This is a genomic window from Salibacter halophilus, from assembly GCF_008806325.1.
In the GTDB taxonomy this organism is placed as follows: Bacteria; Bacteroidota; Bacteroidia; order Flavobacteriales_G; family Salibacteraceae; genus Salibacter; species Salibacter halophilus.
This window is the reverse complement of the sequence record NZ_WACR01000005.1, coordinates 1-22,046: the sequence shown is the minus strand read 5'-3', so window position 1 is coordinate 22,046 and position 22,046 is coordinate 1. Positions and strand designations below refer to the sequence as shown.

Here is a 22,046-nt window from a genome sequence, read left to right as displayed (position 1 = left end):
ATGAAAAAGCTATTGTTTATCGGATTGATAGGATTGGTTGGTTGGGGATGCAATAATTCCGGATCTGACCAGGAATCAATTACTCCTGATATGGTGAAGAATAATGCAACTGCTTCATCAGACTCAACGAAGAAAAGCAGTGAAGCACCCATTATGGAGTTCGATACACTTGTACAGGGATTTGGAACAATCACACAAGGTGAGAAAGTGACAAAGATCTACAAGTTTCAAAACACGGGTAATAAAGAATTGGTGATTACATCAGCTCGTGGCTCATGCGGATGTACTGTTCCCAAATATCCGCGCAAACCAATTGGTCCAGGAGAATCCGGAGAAATTGAAGTTATGTTCAATAGTAAAGGAAAAGTAGGACGCATTCACAAAAAGATTTATATCGTTGCAAACACAACTCCCGCGACAAACACGCTGGCTATAACCGGTGATGTTGTGGGACCATCAAAATAAAAAACGCAAAAAATGGAAAATTTACAGGGATTATTAGAAAACTTTGGACCGCTTCTTTTGATCATCGTGGTGTTTTATTTCTTCATGATCAGACCCCAAATGAAAAAGGCAAAAGAGGCCAAAAAATTCAAGGAAAACCTCAAAAAAGGCGATCACGTGGTAACTATTGGTGGTATCCACGGTAAACTTGCCGAGCTCAATGAAACAACAGTCGTAATCGATATCAACGGAAAATTCAAATTGACTGTTGAGCGTTCAGCAATTTCACCTGAATATTCAAAAGGAACAGGTGAATCAACATTAGCGCAACAGCCGCAAAAATAATATCTTCGGGCTGGCGATTAATTGCACCGAAGTATGAATAGAATCAAAGCACTCATAAAAAAACCGGGAAAGCGTTTTTACGTTTTTCTGGTTTGTTTGCTTATAGCCACTTTTTTTTGGGTTCTGAATGCCCTCACAAAAGAGTACTCTCTCACTATTTCTGTCCCGGTAGAGTATGCCGGAGTTCCTGACGAAAAAGTTATTGTCAACGCACCTCCAAAAGCTGTCTCTTTCAGGGTTAGAGGAGAGGGTTTTAATTTATTAGGCGTATCTAAAAAAGATGAATTTGAGCCGGTTACGGTTGATCTTCGCAATTACACCACTTTTGGTGATGATGAAGTAGAACGAAAGGTTGTGGATGCAGGATCGATCAGGAATTTGGTGAATGACGAGCTTGGCGATTACCTCGATATCGATCAACTATCGGCAGATTCCATTCAAGTTCTCATCGAAGAGAGAATGGCTAAAAAAGTTCCTGTTGAGCTGGATTTAAATGTTACCGTAAACGAGCAATACACATTACAGTCAGATCCATTTTCAACTCCAGATTCTGTAGTGGCTAAAGGACCAAAATCTGAAGTGCGTGAACTCACAAAAGTATTTACAAAAAGATTGCAACTGGATGATCTGGAAACGACTGTTAATGAAGATTTACCAGTTGTGAGTAATTCAGCAAAAATGAATTTTGAGCCGGCTTCGGTGAAAGTCACTGTACCTGTTGAGCAACTCACACAGGGATCGACAAAAGTGAAAATAGAAACAATTAACTTACCCGATTCGCTTACACTTTCAACATATCCGCGAGTTGTAACCGTCAATTTCAAAACAGGATTATCACATTTTGATAGCATTGACGAAAAGCAATTCAAAGCACAGGTCGATTATTCTTCGGTTCTGAAAAATCAACCGCCAAAACTCTATGTTAATGTCACTTCTAAAAACGATCATGTGAAAGTGATTAGTTACTCTCCTGAAAATGTAGAATACATAATCAGATCGCGATGATTGTTGGCGTTACCGGAGGAATAGGAAGCGGAAAAAGCACGGTTTGTCGCATATTTCAATCGTTTGGTATTCCCATTTACGATGCTGATCAGCGAGCAAAAGCACTGTACGTTGAAAGTGATGATGTGAAAGCTGCTGTAATTGACTTGTTGGGTGAAAAGGCTTACAAAAACGATAAACCCGATAGAGATTACATTGCAAAAGTGGTCTTTGACGATAAGTCAAAACTGGAAAAACTCAACGGAATTATTCATCCGGCCGTTAAAAAAGATTTTGAAAATTGGTATCACAGTCAGAACACGACTTACGTCATCAAAGAGGCAGCCATCATGATCGAGAGTGGCAGTTACAAACAGTGCGATAAACTCATTCTGGTTACTGCTCCCAAAGAACTCAGAATTAAAAGAGTAGTGGAGCGTGACAAAGTCTCTGCTGAAGAAGTTGAAAAGCGCATGAGCAACCAGATGACTGATGACGAAAAACGCGCTTTTTGCGATTACGAGATTTTAAATGACGGAAAAGCATCATTGATCGAACAGGTTCGTGATATTCATCCACAATTGCTATCTTTTGGCCAAAAGCCGAAAAAATGAAAATACTCTCCGCTGATCAAATCAGAAAAGCTGATCAATTTACGATAAAGAACGAACCTATTTCAAGTCTTGATTTGATGGAAAGGGCTGCAAAAAATGCCCATTTAGCTCTGCCCATTTTTTACATCAATCAAAAGATATTGATCGTTTGCGGACCGGGCAATAATGGAGGTGACGGACTCGTAATTGCTCGCCATTACAGTGATCTAAATGAAGTGGAAGTAGTTGTACTCAATTTCAATGACCAGTACTCTGATGATTTCAAAACGAACTTTGAAAGACTGAGAGATTGCAATGTTAAAATCACGACAATCAAATCGGCAGATGAGTTAAAGATCAACGAGCCAGATTTCATTATTGACGCGATTTTTGGTTCAGGTTTGAACAGACCCGTTGAAGGCTTTCCCGCTGAAGTTATCGAGAAACTCAACAATTACGAAGCGAAGCGATTGGCAATTGATATTCCTTCAGGGCTCTTTGCTGATGACAATGACGAGAACGATGGTACCATATTCAAAGCTGATGAAACGATAACTTTTCAATTGCCGAAATTAGCTTTCCAGTTTGCTGAGTATGCAGAATTTGTAGGCAATGTGACGGTTCTCGATATCGGGTTACTCAAGAGCTTCATCGAAAACGAAAAGACAGATCATGAGGTTCTGACCGAAAGAGATGCGCGCAAGATATTGAGAAATAGAAAGGGCTTTTCGCACAAAGGAACTTACGGTCATGCATTGTTAACGGCCGGTGGAAAAGGAAAAGTAGGTGCAGCTGTACTTTCATCAAAAGCAGCGCTTAAATCCGGTGCAGGTTTGGTTACTGCTCACATTCCAAGATGCGGTTATGATATCATGCAAACAGCAATTCCAGAGGTGATGTGCATTGTTGATTCAGGAGAGGAATGCTTAAAAGACGATATCGATTATTCTGATTTCAATGCCGTGGGAGTGGGGCCGGGAATTGGTCATCACGAGGAAACGCGTTTTGTCGTGGAAGAATTGATCAAAACGACTGAGAAACCGCTCGTACTCGATGCTGATGCACTCAACTTACTTTCAGAACACCCGCAATGGCTCGATCATCTTCCGAAAGGAAGCATTTTAACTCCACATCCGGGAGAATTTAAGAGGTTGTTCGGAGACATCGATAAACCGATTAAACGTCTCGAAAAGATCAAAGAATGGTGTTCAAAATCTGAATGTTACCTCCTTTATAAGGATCATATCAGCTTTTTAGTAACACCTGACCGAAAAGTGTTTTTCAACAGTACTGGAAATGCCGGTATGGCAACTGGTGGAAGCGGAGATGTATTAACCGGAGTTATCACCGGCTTGCTTGCTCAAAACTACAGCAGTTTTGAAGCCGCACTTTTAGGAATGTTTGTCCACGGAAAAGCCGGAGATGCTGCACTCGATAAAGAGTCGTTTGAATCGCTTACTGCGTCTGATATTATAAATAATTTGGGTGAAGCCTTTAAATCGATCAGACATGCGTAGAGTTTTTGTTTTTCTTTTCGGTCTGATCCTGATCACTGCATGTGCCTCACAGCGAGATGTGAGCGTGCAAACCGCTGAGAATATCGACTTCAGATCTTACAAAACATTCATGGTAAAACTCGACCCGGATAAAGAATATGCTGATTTTGCCGACCAAAAAATTGAAGAAGTTCTCGAAAATGAAATGGAGCTCCGCGGATTAGAAAAAGATACCGTAAAGCCTGACCTCTGGATATTGTACGACACCAGAGTGAGGCAAAAGACAAAACTCGAGCGTTCGTCATATCCTTACGATTATTACTACCCGTGGGATTGGGGGTATAACCGCTATCCCTATCGCGAGTACACTTATCAGGAAGGAACTGTCATCATCGATGTTGTGGACGTAAAAAATAAGCGACTCATTTGGCAGGGCTGGTTGAGCGAATCTGTGGATGACAAGCGCGATCTTGAAGATGTTGAAATGGACATCCGTTCAATTATGGCTCGTTTTCCGCTCAAGGCTTCAAAAACCGCTACCGAAAACCAATAGTGATTCCGGCAGCGATTTCAATTAAAATTTAAAACCAACGGTCAGAGCCCCGTTAAAGCCGGCTCTCGGGACATTTCCCCAGTCGAGGTGGTCCCAGTACTGCTTGTTGGTGAGATTTCGCAAGTCTGCACGAACAGTAAGTTCATTCTTTCCAACTTCAAAAACGCGTTGAGCGCTCGTGTTGAAAATAACATATCCGCTCGTTTCATCTTCGCCATAAATGGGGTTTACCCTGTTTTGATCAGCAGCGATATTTGAGTTCACTTCAAAGAACCATTTTTCTTTTTTATATTGAGCTGTTAAATCTACTTTTAGCGGAGCAATCAATGGGAGAGGAGTTCCGTTGTTATCCTCAGCATAGCGGTATTTGAGTCGCTCTTTTAACGAGACAGCTTTTGTGATTTTCCAAAAAGCACTTTGTTCAAAGCCGGTTATGTAAGCATAATCGAGGTTTTCGTAAAACTTCACTCCATTTCCACCAATGGTCATGACTGAAAGTGTAGAATCCCAAACACCAAAAACATAGTTTTCGATGTAGTGAACGAACGGACTCAAACTCAACTGTATGTCATCAAATGACTTTTTCATTTCATAACTCAACTGATAAGAGTTTTCCATCTCTAAATCAGGATTTCCCATGTAATCGAATCCATCCTGAGCGTTGAATAAATAGAACCCGTAGAGTTCGCTTAGAGTAGGAACGCGCTGACTCACCTTCATGCTCAAAGAGTGATTGAAAATACTTGGGTTGTGATTAATAACCAATCCGCCACTCATTGTTAAATCCTCTCTGTCAGGATTCTCATATCCGAAAATGGAAATCTGCTTTAAACCAAAGTCGCTCATCATTGAGTTTTCATAGTAATTGGATCTGAAGAAAACTGTTGTATTGAGTTTATCGGTCCATTTTGAGTTCAATTCAGCTTCACCGCCAAATCCAACACGTGTAGATAATGGCCATGTTTCCATGAACATTTCCTTTTCATTTTTTGGGTACATGATCATATCGGCCCAGCGCTCATTGTAGAAACCATCAGCTTTGATTTTCACTTTGTGTCGGTTGCCCAGGTTCTGACCGTAATGGGCATAACCACCATAAGTGGTGCTTCCACCCGGCATATCCATGTGCATAGGAACATTAGGTCGCTTTGTGTCGTCCATCACGTGCTCGATGTCGTTCCCGTAAGCTTTTACCTCAAGATGAGACTGTGCAGAATTCAGAAAATACCGATGATAAGACAAGCTGTAAATTCGCCCTTTAGCCGATGAAACATCCATTGGTAAAGCGGTGTAGCCAATGTCCCAAGCGTCATCTAAAATGAACTGAGCTTCAATCCATTCGTTTGATGATAATCTGTACTTTGCATTAGCAGCCAGGTTGAGTTTGTGGAATTGTGTGAAGAGAACCTCATTTCCGTTTCCATCATTGTAAGGATCAGCATCGCGGTAAGAACCGGATACTCTCAAACCAAACTTCGATGATGAGTAATCGACAGATCCCTGGGCCACGTTTCCCAATCCATTAAAACTCAAACCGTATAAACCGGTACCTGTGAATTGTGGTTCGCCTGTGAATCGCGCTTTTTTAGTTGCCAGGTTGAGTCCTACAGGTGATGTACCACCAAATGCACTCGAATTATGGCTCTGACCAGCAGCTATGCCAGACAGGTTGTTCGTTGAGACGTAAGAAGTAACCGGATCCATTTTATCAGTACACGCTCCAAAAATGCGCATTCCATCGAGTGTGATATTCATGCGTTCCATGGTGAGTCCGCGAAAAACAGGTTCATAAGCGTAATTTCCACGCCTGATGAAATCTGCTCCTGAAATTTGCCTGATTGCCTCTCCGGGCTTGTTAATTGAAGAGTAGCTTTGGTTGACCTGTGATAAATCTTCTTCAATCTCTACTTCATTGAGGTTTTTAACGCGTAATGAGTCATTACGAACCTCGCTCACCTGCGCCAAAACTGACGCAGGGAGTAAGGTAAGGACAATAAATTGCCTTAACATATCAATATGTTTTAGAGATTCTTAGAACGTGATGTCGAAGAAAAGGTCGTCCTTGATGTCGTTTCCGTTTTCTTTGAGAACCATATTGACTTTCCAGTAGCCTGTCATGGTGAAGTTCACTTTTCCAACGTAGTGCCCGTTAGTCGTTTCTACCGGGTTTTCATTGTCTGGTGAACCGTGGCCCATCGTAGGCATTTCCGGATCGATCTCCATCGTTAATCCGTTTACTGCAGGCCATGACATCATCGTTTTGCGTTCGTGAACCACAACTTCGTAATCGTTGATTCCAACCTCAGGGTCTGATGGTTCTACGAGCGATACAAAATAGCGAGCACTGTCGGGAGTGTAGAAGCTTTTAGTTCTCGTTTCTTCCGGCTCAACGACACTGTTTATTTTCACACGATGTGTTTCTGAATCGTTATCATCAGTAAGCGTAACATCAATGTACCAGTCACCTGCAGTTGTAGGCATCACAAATACGACTGCTGCTTGACGAGCACCGTTTTGATCAGGAGTTCCAGGTTGTTCTACAGGAGCACTGTGAGAGTGCATAGGCATATCCATAACCGGATTTATCGTTACCTGATCTTCTAAAAAGCTGTCATCAACAGTTCCGTCATCGTCTTTTTCTACGATCCAGATTTTGTTGTATCCCACAAAAGCTTCCTTTTCACCGTAAATCACAATGTCGTCATCGTCATTGTCATCATCACTGGTTCCCAGGATTACATAGTTTTTAAAAGGATTATTTGTTGGTGTGGGAGTGTTGTCATCATCGTCATCGTCTTTACATGATGTACTTGCTCCAATAATTAGCGCCATTAAGACCCAAACTTTAATATTTTTGAGTAACATAAGTCTTTGATTTTAAGTTGATAAAAAAGTATGAAGTAATAGGGGTAAGACTTATGCCCTGGGTGGATGAAACACCTCAATTGGTGCTAAAAAGGAATATGAGATCTGATAAAAGAAGTTTGAAGAGTTCTTATTTTGGTCAGATCCAGAGGAAAATTCTTCACAGTCAGATCCAAAATAAAGTGTTTGTTCAGGTAAAAATGAAATTTCCTGTGGAGCTCTTTTTTCATCTGTTTCACCCATGAGTTGTTGGCTAAAGTGACATTTACCGTTACAGTTGAGTTCAGGTTTATCCTTGTTTTCACAAAACAACTCCGTGATCTCGTCCACATTCATGCGGTAATTGACAAATAGCACAGCATTGAAAAACTGTGTAAAGCCAAACAGTGCAATTAGCAATATGGATGAAATGAATTTCATTTGAAACAAAAATAATCCTTTTTACTTCACTGTATTATGACTTTAGTCACATGTGGTCAATCAAGATGATTAGTATTTCAACGATAATGCTCAAATAAAGGTTGTTTAATTTCATTAAAACCTGATTAAAAAGCTAACTATAAAGTTTATTTATTTTTATTACATTTGAGTAAACCAACACCTACAGCTATGAGTGAACGTGCTTGTTTAGAATGTGGTGAAAAGTTGAGGGGCCGAATTGATAAACGCTTTTGCGATGCAGATTGCAGGAGTAGTTATCACAATCGCAAACACCGCGATGAAGATGCTTATTACCGCAAGATCAACAAAAAACTCAAGAAAAACCGCTGCATACTCAACGATCTCAATGATGGAGGTAAAACCAAGATCTCCAAATTAAAACTCTTACAAAACGGGTTTAATTTCAATTACTTTACTCATATACTCCGTACCAAAAAAGGCGGTATATATTTCTTCTGTTACGATCAGGGATATATTGAACTGGATGAGAATATGTTCCTACTCGTTGAAAATAAAAGTGAGGATTAACGGTCTTTTTAATGCTCCATCTGTCGTTTCAGAATTGTATCTTAGTGGCAACAGAAATGACATTTTATGATCTACAAAAATTTTTATGCTGAGCTGGGAAAGCTGCTCTATGCTGTCGCAAAATCTGATGGAAAGGTTGCCGAGAAAGAACGAAAAGCCATGCACGAAAAAGTAGTGAAGGATCTCGTTCCGGTTGAAAATTCAACTGATGAGTTTGGAACAGACAGTGCTTACTACGTAGAAATGCAGTTTGAAAGTTGCCAGGAACAATCGGCAGATCCTGAAACATGCTTTATCGATTTCATCAGCTACGTTGATGATCACCACTCTGCTTTTGATGCGAAACTGCGCAAAGCAACTGTAGAAATTGCCGATGCTGTTGCCAGTGCGTTTTACAATACCAACTCGAAGGAACGCGATATGCTTCAACGACTCAAACACAAAATACAGGAGTTTGAAAAGCAACAGTGAGTTAGCCGGCTCTGACCAAAAGGAACTCATTTCAAGCGAACAGCGAATAGAATACCGTTTTTTGCTCGAATTGATTTGTGGAGTATATGCCGAAGCTTTTTCTGCCCGGTTTGGCGATAACCAAAAGAAATGGACATTAATCGGGAAGGAAGAGTTTGGGCCGTATTTTCCATTTGAAGTTCCGTCAGGATTCGAGCGACTGTCAACTTTTTATGTTGAAAACAACCTGTTGCCGTGGAAGAGCAGGTATAACAAGGTGTTGCCTATTGGCGTTTTGTTGCGCAACGGATCTGACCATTATTTAATTTTTAGGGGAACACTCGCAGCGGTGGAATGGTACCACGATATGTTGTTCACGCAAAAACAGTGGTCGAACGGTAGTAGCGAAAAGTTGCTGGTTCACAGCGGGTTTAACGATTTGTTCGACACAGTCAGAACCGCAGTCGATTTAGCCATTGACAGTGCTCAAATAGGAGAAGGGAAGTTGACAATCACGGGACACAGCCTGGGAGCGGCACTTGCAACTTTATCAGCCCTTGAATGGAGTGATCTCAAACCCAGGCTCATCACGTTTGGTAGTCCGCGTGTTGGGAATTCTATATTTGCTAAGACTCTTGAGAAGAGTGTGTCATTTCATCAACGAATCGAACACATTTTTGACCCTATTCCCAATTTACCGCCAGAGAGCGTTAAGCCTTTCTACAGCGAATACGCTCATGCCGGAGAGCAATTATTGATCAAGGGATCAATCGATACGATTTCGAGTTATAAGGACCTGAGCAAGAAAGAGGTGCTTCTGGGACATCTGCCATCAGCTTACTTTGATGCGCTCGATCGCTTGTGAAAAAGCTTGTCAATTTTCCGCTGAATCGTAACTGCATAGTGCGGTTTGTTGCGACTAATGATTTCCAGTATTTCATTTTCAAGCTCGGTATAGCGTTTCATAAATCTGTCCAGTAACTCCAGGCTATAGTTGTGAATAGCTATCGCTTTAGCAGGGTTTTCGATGTTAGACAAACAGTTGTCCAGCACTTTACCTTCCCATTCTTCAGATATTTCAGATTCTTTCGCCATGCGCAAAATCTCGCGTTCCTCACCGCTCGTTTTGCAATGCGGGATGAAATCGAACAGTTGCTCCCCGTATTTTTTAAAGAGCTCTTCATTTCTCATGACAGCATGTGAAGCGACCCAGGCAGCGTAGTTTGGATGAATATTTCCGCGCTTCCAAATGTCGATCAATACCTCAAAATAAGCTTCATTTTTTGAAACCTCGGCAGCCAATTCATCGCATTTTTGCTTTGTGCGATGTGTTGTCAAAAAATACTCAATCCTCTTTGCAAAATCTTTCTCCTTCATGGCAATTGAAAATGATGGATGTGCTCGTATTCGGCACCTTTTTTCTTCAACAAAGATTGCATTAAAATCAATTCATTCGGTTTTACGGTCAGATCCATTTCACCGCTTACATCAGGGCACTGAATAGGCTTTTTGTCGTAAACGCGAGCCATGGTCACGTGCGGACTAAAAACTGCGTGATCGGGTTTTCCCTTCCCGATAACCGCGTAGTGTAGATTATCGCGAAATGTTTGCCATTGTTTACTTTGTTCATAGGCAGCCCAAATCATTTTTGATTTGTTGTTGGGAACGGTTTTAAAACCGTTAAAAGTCAGTTGAGGTAGAGAAGGAGATGAGTTTAAAACATCTTTTACAGCCTTTTTAATCTCACCAACCGATTGCTCGCCAGTTTCTCCTATAAACAAAAGCGTAATGTGGTAATTCGCAGGCGGAATCCACCGCAACTTGTGATCATCAGGAAACAACTCAATACAACTCGCCAACTTGACAGCAATTTTCTTTCCGATTGGTATGGAGAGGAAAAGGCGCATTGTTGTTACTTAAAAGTTAATAGCTGTAATTAGGAGGATACTCGACAGTATATTTGAAATTGTATTCTTTTGTTTCGTTCGGTTGAAGAGTCACCTCCCATGATAGTATTCCTTTATCTTTATCGACATCAGCATTTCCTGATTCAACCAGTTCAATTTCAATCTCTTCATTTTTGGCAAGAGGATATTGATCTTTTAAATCGACTATTACTGGTGATTTGCTCGTGTTTTTAACTGTGAGGGTGATGTCTTCTGTCGTCTGTCTTTTGTTTTGCCTAATTCCCTTTCTATCATTTTTAATTTTCACATCTCTATCAAGTATTATCTGCTTTGCAATGCCAACAGCTAAATCCAGAGTATCATTAGTCTTTGATGATTTATCTAGCTTCAATACACCATTAAATTCATTTTGATAAAAAATATTGATGACACTATTTGGCGGAACTCCATATTCCTGCCAATTAGGGATTGTTGCTGTTACAAATGCATTTGAGTTGTTTTTAGGGATTCCTGTGAGTTTAAAATCTGAATTTACAGTGTCTTTTTCAATATTAAGTTTCTTACTACTTGAGCTTTTAATTGAGTATTTTTTAGGAAGTTTTGAAAAAGATTTATTGCTGCTATTTAACAACTTTTTAGAATTGATAGTAACACCAGCAACAGTCATTGCCTTTTTATTTTGAGGTTCTGAAGATTTTCTGGTTTTTGGTTTGTACCTATCGTTTGTAAATGTATTTCCACTCGATGTATTATCCTTCTCTATTAGCGGTACTTTGTAGTCTACAACTTCAAATTCCTTTAGACTTTCAAGATTTTGATCAAGCTTGATTACAATATTCGACACTTCTTCTGGAACTACGACAATCTCTTTTCTCAATGGTTTATAGCCAACGAAAGTTGCTTCTAAAGTGTATCTTTCAGACTTTAAGTCTCTCAAAGAAAAGTTCCCATCAAAATCAGAAGATGTGCCGCTAACTTGAACTCCCTTTTGTTTAATGATAATATTAGCAAAGGGTACTGGTTCTAATGTTTCTGAATCAATTACTTTTCCTCGTATTTCGCCCGGCTCATTACTTTGTAAGTCTGGTTTCATTTCATCGATATAGTATTTTTCCAAACTTGTACTTTTAAGGTCTGTTGTTGGATGATATGATGAGATATTAATGCTTATATTTTCCCAGTTTCTACCAGTGTTTTGTCTAATGTCAACCCATTTTTCTAAAATAGTTGGTTGTTCTATATCCCTGACTTTTAAATCATATTTTGAATTCCAACCAGCATCTCTGGAAAAGTATTTGAGTTCTATGTTTTTTCTCTCTTTATTAGAACTCATTATTTCAATTGAGATCGCATTTGTGTTTTTTTCAATTTGAGATGTGATTCTCTCTCTTTTTAAATTTAGGGTCCTTATCTCTTTGGCAATTGATTCTTGTTTTTCTCCATTAGAAAATAACTCTTTGTTTATTGATGAAAGTTCTTTTTTAAGAAGAGTAAGTCTTGCCTGAATTTCATTATTACCAATATCGACATCTTTCTTAGATGTTGAATTGTAGAGAAGCTGTTTTTGAGTTTTTAAAATGCTCTCTTCTGACTGCAGTGATTTGAGATCTTTAAGTAACCCATCAATTGTGTCATCTATATTTTTAATCTCGTCTTTCACTTCAGATATGTCATAATTGAGAATCTCCTGAATAGAAAGAATCTCTACATTATCGATTTTGACTCTGATACTATTCGATTCAACAGAACTCTCTAGCCTGGGGAATATCAATACATTTCTACCTTCTGGGATTTCAACTTTTCCCACACGTTTAATTTCAACTCCTCTCTTGAAGACTGTAACCTCTTCAATTGATAAATCATTAAGAGTTAGAGTATCATTTTCTGAAAATGAGTTGAGTGAAATAAAGATTACTAAAAGAGTTAACAGTTGTTTGATTTTCATATCTCAATAAAATAAGTGTTTCTTCGATTTATCATTCCAGCCGCTCTGGTGGCGGTGCTCTACAAAATAAATAGTGATATCGGCCTGGTGCTGGTAATCAACGAAATAGATCTTTTTATCGGCCTGATGTGCGTACTCCACGAAAAACCACTTTCCCTCGTTGCCGTCTGCCTGATGGCCGTAATCTACCTTGAAAACGCTTAAGTCTGCCTGGTGCTCGTAATCAGCTACGAAGACTTTCACATCGGCCTGATGAGCGTACTCGACTGAGAAAACCTTTTGGGATCTGACCGTAACAGCCGATACAATAAAGAGGAAGAGGATGAAGGTTTTTTGCATTGTGCGTGGCTTACGTACCGAAAGTAACAAAATTTTGAACTGTTTGCCAGCGATGTTCAAAAACGTTCAATTCACGGACTAACTCAAAAGCGGTAAATCCTTACTTTTGGCACAATAAAAATGCATTAGATTATGGCAACTGATTTATTAAAGGGAAAAAAAGGAATCATTTTTGGAGCGCTCAACGAGCAGTCTATTGCCTGGAAAGTGGCTGAAAAAGCACACGAGCAGGGAGCCGAATTTGTTTTGACAAATGCGCCAATCGCTTTGCGAATGGGCGAAATCAACAAACTGGCTGATGCTACAAACAGCGAGGTGATTCCGGCCGATGCTACCAACATGGAAGATCTCGAAAACCTGTTTACCAAAGCTCAGGAAATCCTTGGCGGAAAGGTTGACTTCATCCTGCACAGCATCGGGATGTCACCCAATGTGAGAAAAAAGAAACATTACACTGAGAATAACTACGACTTTTACCACAAAACGATGGACATTTCAGCCATGTCGCTTCACCGCACATTGAGCACTGCTATGAAAATGGATGCGCTCAACGAATGGGGAAGTGTGGTTGGTTTGACTTACATCGCAGCACAGCGTGTATTCCCCGATTACAACGATATGGCTGATGCCAAATCACTTCTCGAGAGCATTGCGCGCAGTTTTGGCTATCATTACGGTGAAAAGAAGAAAGTGCGTATCAACACGATTTCTCAATCGCCAACTCCAACAACTGCCGGAACAGGCGTGAAAGGATTTGACGAGTTTATTTCATTTGCTGATTCAATGTCACCATTGGGCAACGCATCGGCTGATGAATGTGCAGATTACACGATCACGCTCTTCAGCGACTTTACGCGCAAAGTAACCATGCAAAACCTTTACCACGATGGCGGCTTCTCCAATACAGGAGTGAGCAATAAGGTCATGGAAAAATTCACAAAATAATCATCAGGCCCTCGCTTTTTGCGGGGGCTCTTTTGTTGAAGCCGTGCACACAGCAATCGAGTTTTTCAAATACCTTGCAACCGCCAAAACACGCCACGGCATTCACTCTCCGTTTGTCTACAACTTTTTAGAGGAAGTCCTGTATTCCCAAAAAGAATTCTACGTTTTTGACGAACTCTTTGAAAAACGAAAACAGTTACGGTCAGATCCCTCGACCATCGAAGTAACAGACTTTGGAGCTGGGTCTCGTGCAGGGCTCACAAAAACAAGATCGCTCTCAGGGATAGCCAAAAAGGGGAGTCCGGATAAGAAATTCCTCAAACTCCTGTTCAAGATCGCACATTATTACGATTCTAAAAATATTTTGGAGTTAGGGACATCACTTGGCATTTCAACTTCTTTTTTAGCCTCAGCTCATTCAAAGAGTAAGGTTGTGACGATTGAAGGCTGTCCGCAAACAGCTAAAATCGCTCAGCAAACATTTGATGACCTCAAATTGTGCAACATCGAACTCATCGTTGGCCAGTTTGACGAAAAGCTGGATTCGGCTCTGACCGAAAATGGACCTTTTGATTTAATCTACATCGATGGCAATCACCGCGAAGAGGCGACTGTTCATTATTTCGAGCAAATTGAAAAACATGCGGCTAAAGAAGCTATTTTCATTCTCGATGATATTTACTGGTCGGCCGGAATGACGCGTGCCTGGGAAAAAATAAAGGGCCACAAAAATGTTTCTGTGACCCTTGATTTATTTAGGATGGGGATTGTTTTCACCGGAGTAAAAACGCCCCGTTACGATTATCGATTTCGCTTTTAGCGCGTTTGTCCTTTAGCCTTAATGTTGATGCTTTCATTCTCGCGGTGCGAGTTGATGATATCAGGCAATTGCTCTGATGTAATGCGCTTAGCGATGATCTCTTTGTTTTCATCGAGCAGGAAGATTTGCGGAGTACTGAAAATATCCCAGTAATCGCGGAAGTTTAGACTGTTGAGAGTCGTTTTTCCTGAACGGATGTATTTGACCGCATTCTCATTGATCTCTGGCGTATCAGAAACATTGAGGAATGTGATATTCTTCTTGTCGAGGAATTTCTTGAGATCTCCGTTTTTGAGCTCAGTGCTCACACCAAACATCTCAACTCCATTGTCCTTGTGTTCTTCGTAGAACTTTTGAAGTTTAGGAAGTTCTTTCTTGCAGTGTCCGCAGTTTGGATCCCAAAATACCAGCACCGTGTAAGGTGCTTTGATATCGTACATTGAATGCCATGTTCCGCCTGTGTCAGGCAGAATGATGTTTTCAGCGGTTACACCTATGATTTGTCTTCTTCTTTTAGTGTACGATTCTTCGAGCTCAGCATATTGAGTAGAATCGATCCAAAAAGCTTTGCCTTTCATGTAATACTGCTCAGCCATGCAAACGAAAACACCGTCCATCCCCATGATCTTAGACTTTTCGTAAGTGTTTGTCACGTGCTGAACGACATACTTATAGATGAGGTTTGAATCATTTCCTGTCAGATCCGTCATACGTTTTGCGGCTGCGCAAATTGAGTCTGGAATTTGCGGAACTACCTTTTGCAAGTAGTAATCCAGTTTTTGGTGGAGGATAGGAGTGCGCAACATGCGATCATCCGTCATGTCGATGTTATCGAAATAGTGTTTTTTGTAATACTTGTACTGCGCTGTAGAATCTGAACTGTTTTTAACCTCTTCAGGAACCTTGGGTTCAATTGAAGCCTTCATCACTTTGGCGATGAAGAGGTCTTTATTATTAGTTACAAAATCATCTCGAAAGCTCTTGAGTTCATCAGCCGTTTCATCGATTTGTTCCTGGAGCTTTTTCTTCTTTTTCTTGCTCGTTTCCTGTTGCTTTTGTTCAGCCAGTTGTTGCAGTTTTGGCTGTAGACTGTTCATTTTACGCATGTATTCGTAAAAAGCCTCGTTTTCCGGTGAATTTTTGATTTTCACAGAATTCATGAGGTCGTCCTTATCAGCTTCTATGTAAAATGAATTTTCGGCAATTACGACCTGTAAATAAGACTTTTTGTCGGGCATGATTACCGAATAAATACCACCCGGTTTCATTTCTTCTTTACCGGTGAACTCAAATTCACCTTTAGAATTTACGTAAGCCGTATCGTTGTAATACTGGCGGGCACCGTAAAAATTGGCCATTTTGATCGTAGTATCAGCAAGGCCGTTGATCTTAAATTTGTAGGAATATCCGTCTTGTGAAAATCCCGGTAACAGGGAAATGACGAATAGTGCGAGTGTTATTGTCGATCTCATATTTCTTTAGTTTAACTATCAGACTCCCAAAAATGCTAAAAGCGTGCCACAAAATTGGCATTTAAGATTACTTTAACAAGCTTTTTACGAGTAAAGCGAAATTGTGGAGTAATTTAATATTGTAATACGGATATAAACAATGTGATGAGAATTAATCATCTGTAACAAAAGTCACTGCACAGCGATATTATTATTGCTACTTTTATTATCAAATTAAAACGCGATGAAAACGGATAGATTAAATTTTAAGAAATACTTGTTGTTATTCGGTGCGGCAATAGTGCTGACTGGAGTAGGTATAAGCTGCAATAACGACAATGATGATGACGATGATAACAATAATCCACAGCCTGTTCAAAAAGGTCAGGTTACTGTTAATTTTGAGTTGGAGTACAATGATGCGCCAATGAACTTTGATGAAAAATACGATTACAATAATGAATATGAATTCAATTTGACAAAGCTCCAGTTTTATCTGAGTGATATTGGGGGAATAAATCAATCAGGAAAAAAGAAAATTGGAAAGGATATTGAATTCATTGATATGAGTCCGTACGCTACTCGTTATAACAACACGGTAACGTTTGATTTGCCTGTTGGGACTTATACCCAGGTCAGATTTGACCAGGGAGTAAAAGACGAATTAAACAGTGCTGATCCGGCTGATTATGGCCCGGAACATCCTCTGCACAACAGCAACACAATGTACTGGACATGGAAAACGATGTATATTTTCCAAAAAGCTGAAGGATTTGCATACACTCAAAATGATACTGTTTCATGGTTATACCACACAGGAACAACAGATCTTTACCGTGAAGGAGTAGAAGTAGATCGCAGTTTTGATGTGAAGAAGGGTGAAAATACCGATATTACAATAATGATTAATTTTAATAAGATATTAAACAGCAATGCTGAGTTAGACTTCATCAATGATGGTCAGAGCCACACAATGGATAACATGCCGGCAGCCAAAGACTTTGTAAACAACTTTGAAATTGCGTTTGAATAAATCAAATAGACTTGTCTTAGGGGCGATACTGATTGCTATCAGTGTCGCCTTTTTTTCGTGTTCTGACCAAAAAGAAAGTTACGAACTCAACATTCCTGAATGGTTTCCCAAACCAGAGATTCCCGCTGACAATCCGTTGACAACAAAAAAGGTGAAACTGGGGAAACAACTTTTCTTCGATGCACGGTTCTCTTCAGATTTTTCGCTATCATGCGCTTCCTGTCATTTACCTGCTTATGCTTTTAGTGATACGGTAGCTTTTAGTAGTGGTGTACATAAGCGATCTGGTGAGCGCAATTCGCCAACTCTGGTAAATGTAGCTTACAAACCGCATTTCTTCAAAGATGGCGGAATTGAATCGTTAGAATTACAAGCTTTAGCGCCAATTGATCATCCCGGTGAAATGGACATAAGCACTACGACAATTGTCGATCGATTGCGAAAAGATTCATTGTATCAGCAAAGTTTTAAAGAGGTTTTCAATAGCGGTGTCACAATGAGAGGGATTACATATGCATTGGCTGCGTATCAACGCACGCTGATTTATGGCAACTCAAAATACGATCGAGTAGTTCACGAAAAATCAGCGTCTTTTTCAGATCTCGAAAAACGCGGACAAAACCTATTTAATAGCGATTCGCTCAATTGTTCAAAATGTCACAGCGGAGTATTCTTTACAAATTATTCTTTTCAAAACAACGGACTCAAAGCAAATTATGCTGATTCGGGTAGGGCAAAGGTGACCTCTGATCCTGATGATGCAGGAAAGTTTGTAGTGCTAACACTGAGAAATGTAGAAGTAACCGGCCCTTACATGTACGATGGCAGCCTCAAGTCACTATCTCAAGTGATTGACCATTACGCTTCAGGTGGATCTGACCATCGCAATAAAAGTACGTTGATCGATGGTTTTTCGCTATCAGATAATAATAAGAAAGCATTAATCGCTTATCTCAAAACACTCACTGATAAAGAATTTCAGCAGAATCCTAATCAATAAGTTTTAGAGAAACTCGTTCTTAACATTCTGCAACTTGTGCGAATTAACCTAAATTCGGGCCGTTCATGAAGCTGAAATACGACCAGTACATAAAGCAGTTGATGGGAGTTACGGGGATTCACGGTGTCTTTTTAGTCACCAGTTTTCTCACACACATCCTCCTTTCTAATTATTTACCAGCTTCTCAGTTTGGTGAGTATAGCTTTTACAGCTCGCTCATTCAACTTTTCGTAGTGATCGCCCTTTTTGGACAACACAACTATTTAACTCGCGAATTACTAAAGGTCAGAACCGGATTCAGCAAAGGGTTTAGCGGTATCACCAAAAAGAGTCTCGGTTACAGCGCTATTGCCTGGAGTTTATTGGCCGGAGCTTTTCTCGGTTCCAATGCAATTGGATGGTTTAATATCGAATGGCCAATTGTCGTGTTGATTCTGTTGATCACCGGCTTCATCGTTGTTGGAACAATCAGGCAGGCGGTTCAAAAAGCCTTCGATCAGGTGGGCGTTAGCCAATTGCCAGAGAAACTACTTTTTTCGGCTGTTTTCCTCTTGACATTATCGACCGGTGTGTTTTGGCTAAAGCTGGATCTGACCATCCTGAAAGTGATGTTTTTCAGTGCTTCAGCCTATTTTATCAGTCAAATTGCCGGAGTTATTATTTACGCTTCACTCAAAAAGAAGCAGCCTCCTAAAGAGCTAGAAAAAGCACCTGAGTCATCGAGTGATAAACCGGCTACGCGTTGGTATTTTTACTTCATGTCGGTCATTGATATTATCGACAGCAACGTTGATATTTACCTGATCAAGTATTTTGAGGAATATGAAACCGTTGCAATTTATTCGGTTGTCAAGCGCGTTGCAATGTTGCTCCACACGATAATTTACATTTCAAACTACGCGCTGGGTCCTGAGGTGAGCAAGTTGTATTACAGCGGTCAGATCCAAAAGCTACAGGCTACCGTAGCGCGCATTGTGCGAATGAACCTGAGTTTTGGGGCAGTTGCGCTCGTAGTACTCCTTTCATTCAAGAATATTATCCTTTCGCTTTTTGGTGAATTTTATCATGAAAGTATCACCTGGACGCTATACTCTGTTATGATGATAGCTCAGTTTGTGAATGTAGCGCTAGGAGCACCAAATCAGGTGTTGTCCTCAACTGGTTTTGAGCGATATAATTTATGGGTTTACGCGGGCGGAGTTTTACTTCAGGTTGTTTTGGGTAGTATCGCCCTCCATTATTACAACATCACCGGAATGGCAATTGTCACACTCATTTCAGCATTCTACTGGAACGGACTCACACATTTCATCATGGAAAGGAAAGTGGGAGTGAAGATCCTGCCATTCAATCGTTAAACTACCTGGGCTGATTGAAAAAGTCGTCACTTTGGTTCCCCCAATCGCTAGCGTCACCTTCAAAGTCAACATCTCCGTAAGGAGTGTTTCTTCTTTGGAGCTCGTATTTCCATCTTGGGTTATTGATTTCTCCTATTACATTGGAGTGGAGTAATTTGTAATCGTTTGTCGATTTGTCCTTGTTGTAAAAAACGTAGCGAGCGTCTGATCTTTTTGGGTGTTTGTAATAATGCCAAATGTGGTAGGGGTAATTACTTGGCTCATTATCTCTGCGCACAATTGTGTTGGGCTGTCCGTATTTCAGGTATGTGAGTCCGCGATCGGTTTCATAGCCTTTCTCAACACGTGTACCAAAATGCTGATTCACATACTCAACTTTTTTGCGGTATTCTTTCCATGCCTGGTATGGATCGCGCGGATTTTTCTCCATCCAAAAGTCGATGAAGAAATTTTCGAGCTTGGCTTTATCAACATTTTCTGCGTGAATCCTGATAAATGATTTTTCAGGAACTGAAGCAATTGGTTTCATGCTGTAGATGTGCTCCAACAATTGCGGCTGAGGAGTTTTCTTTAACATCTCAGCAAGTGCGTCATATTTATTAGTTGGCGCATTTTGTTGTGGCAGTGCCTTGTTGACATTCAAAAACTCGAGCTCTTCAGATCTCAATACCTTTTGAGCACTGTCCAGTAAATCGATCTTTAGCTTAAAATTACCCGTAGGCAATTGCGAAATATCAAAATCTTTAGCCAAAATAGCGATGTCGCTAGCTCGCTCGCGTTGATACGCAGTGAACTGAGGTAAATGATCACCGTAATCGTTCACAATTCCGTAGCGGATTACATATGGAGTTTCTTCACCGAGTGATTGGCTGGCGTTGTACACCTCTGCATAAAATGAAAGTGTATTGATTTCAGTAGGATAATAGTCATATACGTAAGGAATGAACTTGAGTCCGTTTTTAACGAACGGACTTTCTTGATTCTTTGCAACTGATTTGTTCGCAATTAGCTCAATATCAGAAATCGACAATTCATTCTCAGGGTAATTCACGTTGACAGTTTGTGATCCTTTGTATTCATGGTCAGATCCGTATGCATCGCGAAGTTTGATTTCCAAATCGTACACTCCGTTGTCAATCGCGATTCGTTGCAGATCCATGAATGATCCTTTTGCAGAGTCGGGACTTGTAACGGTTGGACTCAAAATCTCAAATTTCTTGAATGCCCTTACAGTATCTCCCTGAGAGAAAGTATAAGTCACGATAAGCTTTCCCTGGTATAAACTATCGCTGTTTTTTTTGTAGTTTATAGTTTTCGCCTGAATTTTGAGATAGTTTTCTACGTATGGCTCCTGAGTTGGAGTTGAAAACGTAGACAACGCGAATTGGGCATCCAGCCCGGTTAGGCTCTGACCGAAAACCGTAGATGATATGATTAATAAAAAGGCTGTAATTGTCGATTTCATAATGAACAAAGGTAATGAGAAGAACAATGTTGCTCAAGTAAACGATTAATAATTGAAAATAGATACAAATTAGAATTATGGAAATTAAAGGAAAAACTTTTTTAGTAACAGGTGGAAGCTCAGGAATAGGGAAGGCTACAGCTAAATTATTGAGCGAAAAAGGCGGGAAAGTAGCAATTACCGGTCGTAATCCTGAAAAGCTCCGCAAAGTGGCTGAAGAAATCAATGCATTAGCAATTCACGCTGATGTGGCAAGTGATGAGGATATAGCCAAGACTTACGAGACTTTTCTCGAAGAATTTGGACATCTCGATTGTTTGGTGAATAATGCCGGCATTGGATCGAGACAAACACTTACTGAGCACGAAAAGAAAAACAACATCAAAGTTAACAAGCGCAAGGAGCTCACAGATTTAAAACGCGAAGATTTTCAGGCAGTTTACGATATCAATGTTATGGGGGCTGCGATGATGGGTGCTAAAGCGGCTGAATTGTTCAAGGAGCAGAAGTACGGAAACATTGTAAATCTTGGTTCCACAGCTTCATTGAAGGGATATGCTACAGGATCGGTTTATGTTTCGTCAAAGTTTGCGTTGAGAGGAATGTCACAATGCTGGCAGGCAGAGTTGCGTCCTTACAATGTTCGGGTGATTCATGTCAACCCCAGCGAGGTTCCAACGGCATTTGGTCAGGAGACACGTGAAGAACGTCCAGAGGAGCCCAGCAAACTCACGGCAGTGGAGATTGGCCACGCAATTGTGAGCAGTTTAGAGATGGATGATCGCGGATTTATTCCCGAGCTAACAGTTTGGGCCACAAATCCTTTTTGATCGATTATTCCTGTAAGTCCCGTTATTCCTGAAATTTTTTTGAATTGGGGGCTTGCAGGTTTAAAAAGCGATATTACATTTGCAGCGGAGAGTTGGCAGAGTGGTCGATTGCGGTGGTCTTGAAAACCATTGACCTTCACGGGTCCGGGGGTTCGAATCCCTCACTCTCCGCCAAAAGAATTAAAAGCTCAGTGCGATTAGCACTGGGCTTTTTTCGTTTTCACAAAGTCTGAACACTTGTGTTCAAGCGGTGA

24 protein-coding genes and 1 tRNA gene are annotated in these 22,046 nt (G+C 40.5%); 16 read left to right on the top strand and 9 right to left on the bottom strand.

Translation table 11 applies throughout. The features are described 5' to 3' along the window. From F3059_RS06295 to F3059_RS06270, 6 genes are read left to right on the top strand one after another with little or no spacing between them, the layout of a single operon-like run. On the top strand, positions 1–465 hold the full coding sequence (locus F3059_RS06295; RefSeq protein ID WP_151167332.1) for a DUF1573 domain-containing protein: 465 nt from the start codon (positions 1–3) through the stop codon (positions 463–465). Between the two features lie 12 nt (positions 466–477). Continuing rightward, the gene (yajC, locus tag F3059_RS06290; protein WP_151167330.1) at positions 478–789 is read left to right on the top strand and encodes a preprotein translocase subunit YajC; all 312 of its coding nucleotides are present in this window, start codon (positions 478–480) and stop codon (positions 787–789) included. A gap of 33 nt (positions 790–822) precedes the next feature. After that, a complete protein-coding gene (locus tag F3059_RS06285; RefSeq protein ID WP_151167328.1) occupies positions 823–1,794 on the top strand; it encodes a YbbR-like domain-containing protein in 972 nt (323 codons plus the stop codon). Continuing rightward, positions 1,791–2,387, top strand: a complete 597-nt coding sequence (gene coaE, locus F3059_RS06280; RefSeq protein WP_151167326.1) for a dephospho-CoA kinase — start codon at positions 1,791–1,793, stop codon at positions 2,385–2,387. Before F3059_RS06285 ends, coaE begins: the two co-directional genes overlap by 4 nt. Beyond that, on the top strand, positions 2,384–3,883 hold the full coding sequence (locus tag F3059_RS06275; RefSeq protein ID WP_151167324.1) for an NAD(P)H-hydrate dehydratase: 1,500 nt from the start codon (positions 2,384–2,386) through the stop codon (positions 3,881–3,883). The genes coaE and F3059_RS06275 overlap by 4 nt, the downstream gene beginning before the upstream one ends. Beyond that, positions 3,876–4,415 (top strand): DUF4136 domain-containing protein, encoded by a 540-nt coding sequence (locus tag F3059_RS06270; RefSeq protein ID WP_151167322.1) that lies wholly within the window; start codon positions 3,876–3,878, stop codon positions 4,413–4,415. The genes F3059_RS06275 and F3059_RS06270 overlap by 8 nt, the downstream gene beginning before the upstream one ends. Positions 4,416–4,436: 21 nt before the next feature. Here F3059_RS06270 and F3059_RS06265 read toward each other — a convergent pair whose 3' ends face one another. From F3059_RS06265 to F3059_RS06255, 3 genes are all read right to left on the bottom strand, one after another. Beyond that, positions 4,437–6,425 (bottom strand): TonB-dependent receptor plug domain-containing protein, encoded by a 1,989-nt coding sequence (locus F3059_RS06265; RefSeq protein WP_151167320.1) that lies wholly within the window; start codon positions 6,423–6,425, stop codon positions 4,437–4,439. Positions 6,426–6,446: 21 nt separating this feature from the next. After that, entirely contained in the window at positions 6,447–7,247 is an 801-nt protein-coding gene (locus F3059_RS06260; RefSeq protein WP_170265080.1) for a FixH family protein, read from the bottom strand. 84 nt (positions 7,248–7,331) lie between these two features. Then, positions 7,332–7,700 carry a hypothetical protein gene (locus tag F3059_RS06255; RefSeq protein ID WP_151167316.1) on the bottom strand — a complete coding sequence of 123 codons (369 nt, stop codon included), beginning with the start codon at positions 7,698–7,700 and terminating at the stop codon, positions 7,332–7,334. Between the two features lie 189 nt (positions 7,701–7,889). Between F3059_RS06255 and F3059_RS06250 the strand changes: the two genes are divergently transcribed. From F3059_RS06250 to F3059_RS06240, 3 genes are all read left to right on the top strand, one after another. Further along, positions 7,890–8,249 carry a hypothetical protein gene (locus tag F3059_RS06250; protein WP_151167314.1) on the top strand — a complete coding sequence of 120 codons (360 nt, stop codon included), beginning with the start codon at positions 7,890–7,892 and terminating at the stop codon, positions 8,247–8,249. Between the two features lie 66 nt (positions 8,250–8,315). Further along, entirely contained in the window at positions 8,316–8,720 is a 405-nt protein-coding gene (locus F3059_RS06245; protein WP_151167312.1) for a hypothetical protein, read from the top strand. Beyond that, positions 8,704–9,564, top strand: a complete 861-nt coding sequence (locus tag F3059_RS06240) for a lipase family protein (protein ID WP_170265078.1) — start codon at positions 8,704–8,706, stop codon at positions 9,562–9,564. Before F3059_RS06245 ends, F3059_RS06240 begins: the two co-directional genes overlap by 17 nt. On the opposite strand, the gene F3059_RS06235 is transcribed toward F3059_RS06240, so the two are convergent. The 4 genes from F3059_RS06235 to F3059_RS06220 are packed head-to-tail and all read right to left on the bottom strand — an operon-like array spanning position 9,537 to position 12,890. Beyond that, positions 9,537–10,076: a hypothetical protein gene (locus F3059_RS06235; RefSeq protein ID WP_151167308.1), complete on the bottom strand. Its 540-nt coding sequence runs from the start codon at positions 10,074–10,076 to the stop codon at positions 9,537–9,539. The genes F3059_RS06240 and F3059_RS06235 overlap by 28 nt on opposite strands. Continuing rightward, a complete protein-coding gene (gene thpR / locus F3059_RS06230; protein WP_151167306.1) occupies positions 10,073–10,606 on the bottom strand; it encodes an RNA 2',3'-cyclic phosphodiesterase in 534 nt (177 codons plus the stop codon). The genes F3059_RS06235 and thpR overlap by 4 nt, the downstream gene beginning before the upstream one ends. A 16-nt stretch (positions 10,607–10,622) precedes the next feature. Then, positions 10,623–12,551, bottom strand: coding sequence for a DUF4139 domain-containing protein (locus F3059_RS06225; protein ID WP_151167304.1), 1,929 nt, complete (start codon positions 12,549–12,551; stop codon positions 10,623–10,625). 3 nt (positions 12,552–12,554) lie between these two features. Beyond that, positions 12,555–12,890: a DUF6150 family protein gene (locus F3059_RS06220; protein WP_151167302.1), complete on the bottom strand. Its 336-nt coding sequence runs from the start codon at positions 12,888–12,890 to the stop codon at positions 12,555–12,557. A gap of 132 nt (positions 12,891–13,022) precedes the next feature. Between F3059_RS06220 and F3059_RS06215 the strand changes: the two genes are divergently transcribed. Continuing rightward, positions 13,023–13,835 carry an enoyl-ACP reductase FabI gene (locus F3059_RS06215; RefSeq protein WP_151167301.1) on the top strand — a complete coding sequence of 271 codons (813 nt, stop codon included), beginning with the start codon at positions 13,023–13,025 and terminating at the stop codon, positions 13,833–13,835. A 43-nt stretch (positions 13,836–13,878) separates the two neighbouring features. Beyond that, complete coding sequence (locus F3059_RS06210; RefSeq protein ID WP_170265077.1) at positions 13,879–14,655, top strand: O-methyltransferase; 777 nt, start codon at positions 13,879–13,881, stop codon at positions 14,653–14,655. Here the strand turns inward: F3059_RS06210 and F3059_RS06205 are convergent. Beyond that, positions 14,652–16,127 (bottom strand): redoxin domain-containing protein, encoded by a 1,476-nt coding sequence (locus F3059_RS06205; RefSeq protein ID WP_151167297.1) that lies wholly within the window; start codon positions 16,125–16,127, stop codon positions 14,652–14,654. The genes F3059_RS06210 and F3059_RS06205 overlap by 4 nt on opposite strands. Positions 16,128–16,350: 223 nt before the next feature. Between F3059_RS06205 and F3059_RS06200 the strand changes: the two genes are divergently transcribed. From F3059_RS06200 to F3059_RS06190, 3 genes are all read left to right on the top strand, one after another. After that, entirely contained in the window at positions 16,351–17,139 is a 789-nt protein-coding gene (locus F3059_RS06200; RefSeq protein WP_151167295.1) for an MbnP family protein, read from the top strand. Then, positions 17,132–18,139 carry a cytochrome-c peroxidase gene (locus F3059_RS06195; RefSeq protein WP_170265075.1) on the top strand — a complete coding sequence of 336 codons (1,008 nt, stop codon included), beginning with the start codon at positions 17,132–17,134 and terminating at the stop codon, positions 18,137–18,139. Before F3059_RS06200 ends, F3059_RS06195 begins: the two co-directional genes overlap by 8 nt. Positions 18,140–18,204: 65 nt before the next feature. Continuing rightward, positions 18,205–19,497 (top strand): oligosaccharide flippase family protein, encoded by a 1,293-nt coding sequence (locus tag F3059_RS06190; protein ID WP_151167291.1) that lies wholly within the window; start codon positions 18,205–18,207, stop codon positions 19,495–19,497. A gap of 1 nt (position 19,498) precedes the next feature. Here F3059_RS06190 and F3059_RS06185 read toward each other — a convergent pair whose 3' ends face one another. Further along, a complete protein-coding gene (locus tag F3059_RS06185) occupies positions 19,499–20,962 on the bottom strand; it encodes a GWxTD domain-containing protein (RefSeq protein WP_151167289.1) in 1,464 nt (487 codons plus the stop codon). Between the two features lie 77 nt (positions 20,963–21,039). Here F3059_RS06185 and F3059_RS06180 point away from each other — a divergent pair, with 77 nt between their 5' ends. Together F3059_RS06180 and F3059_RS06175 are read left to right on the top strand one after the other, a co-directional pair. Then, a complete protein-coding gene (locus tag F3059_RS06180; protein ID WP_151167287.1) occupies positions 21,040–21,792 on the top strand; it encodes an SDR family oxidoreductase in 753 nt (250 codons plus the stop codon). An 86-nt stretch (positions 21,793–21,878) separates the two neighbouring features. Beyond that, a tRNA-Ser gene (locus F3059_RS06175) sits at positions 21,879–21,966 on the top strand. The last annotated feature ends 80 nt before the right edge of the window (positions 21,967–22,046 follow it).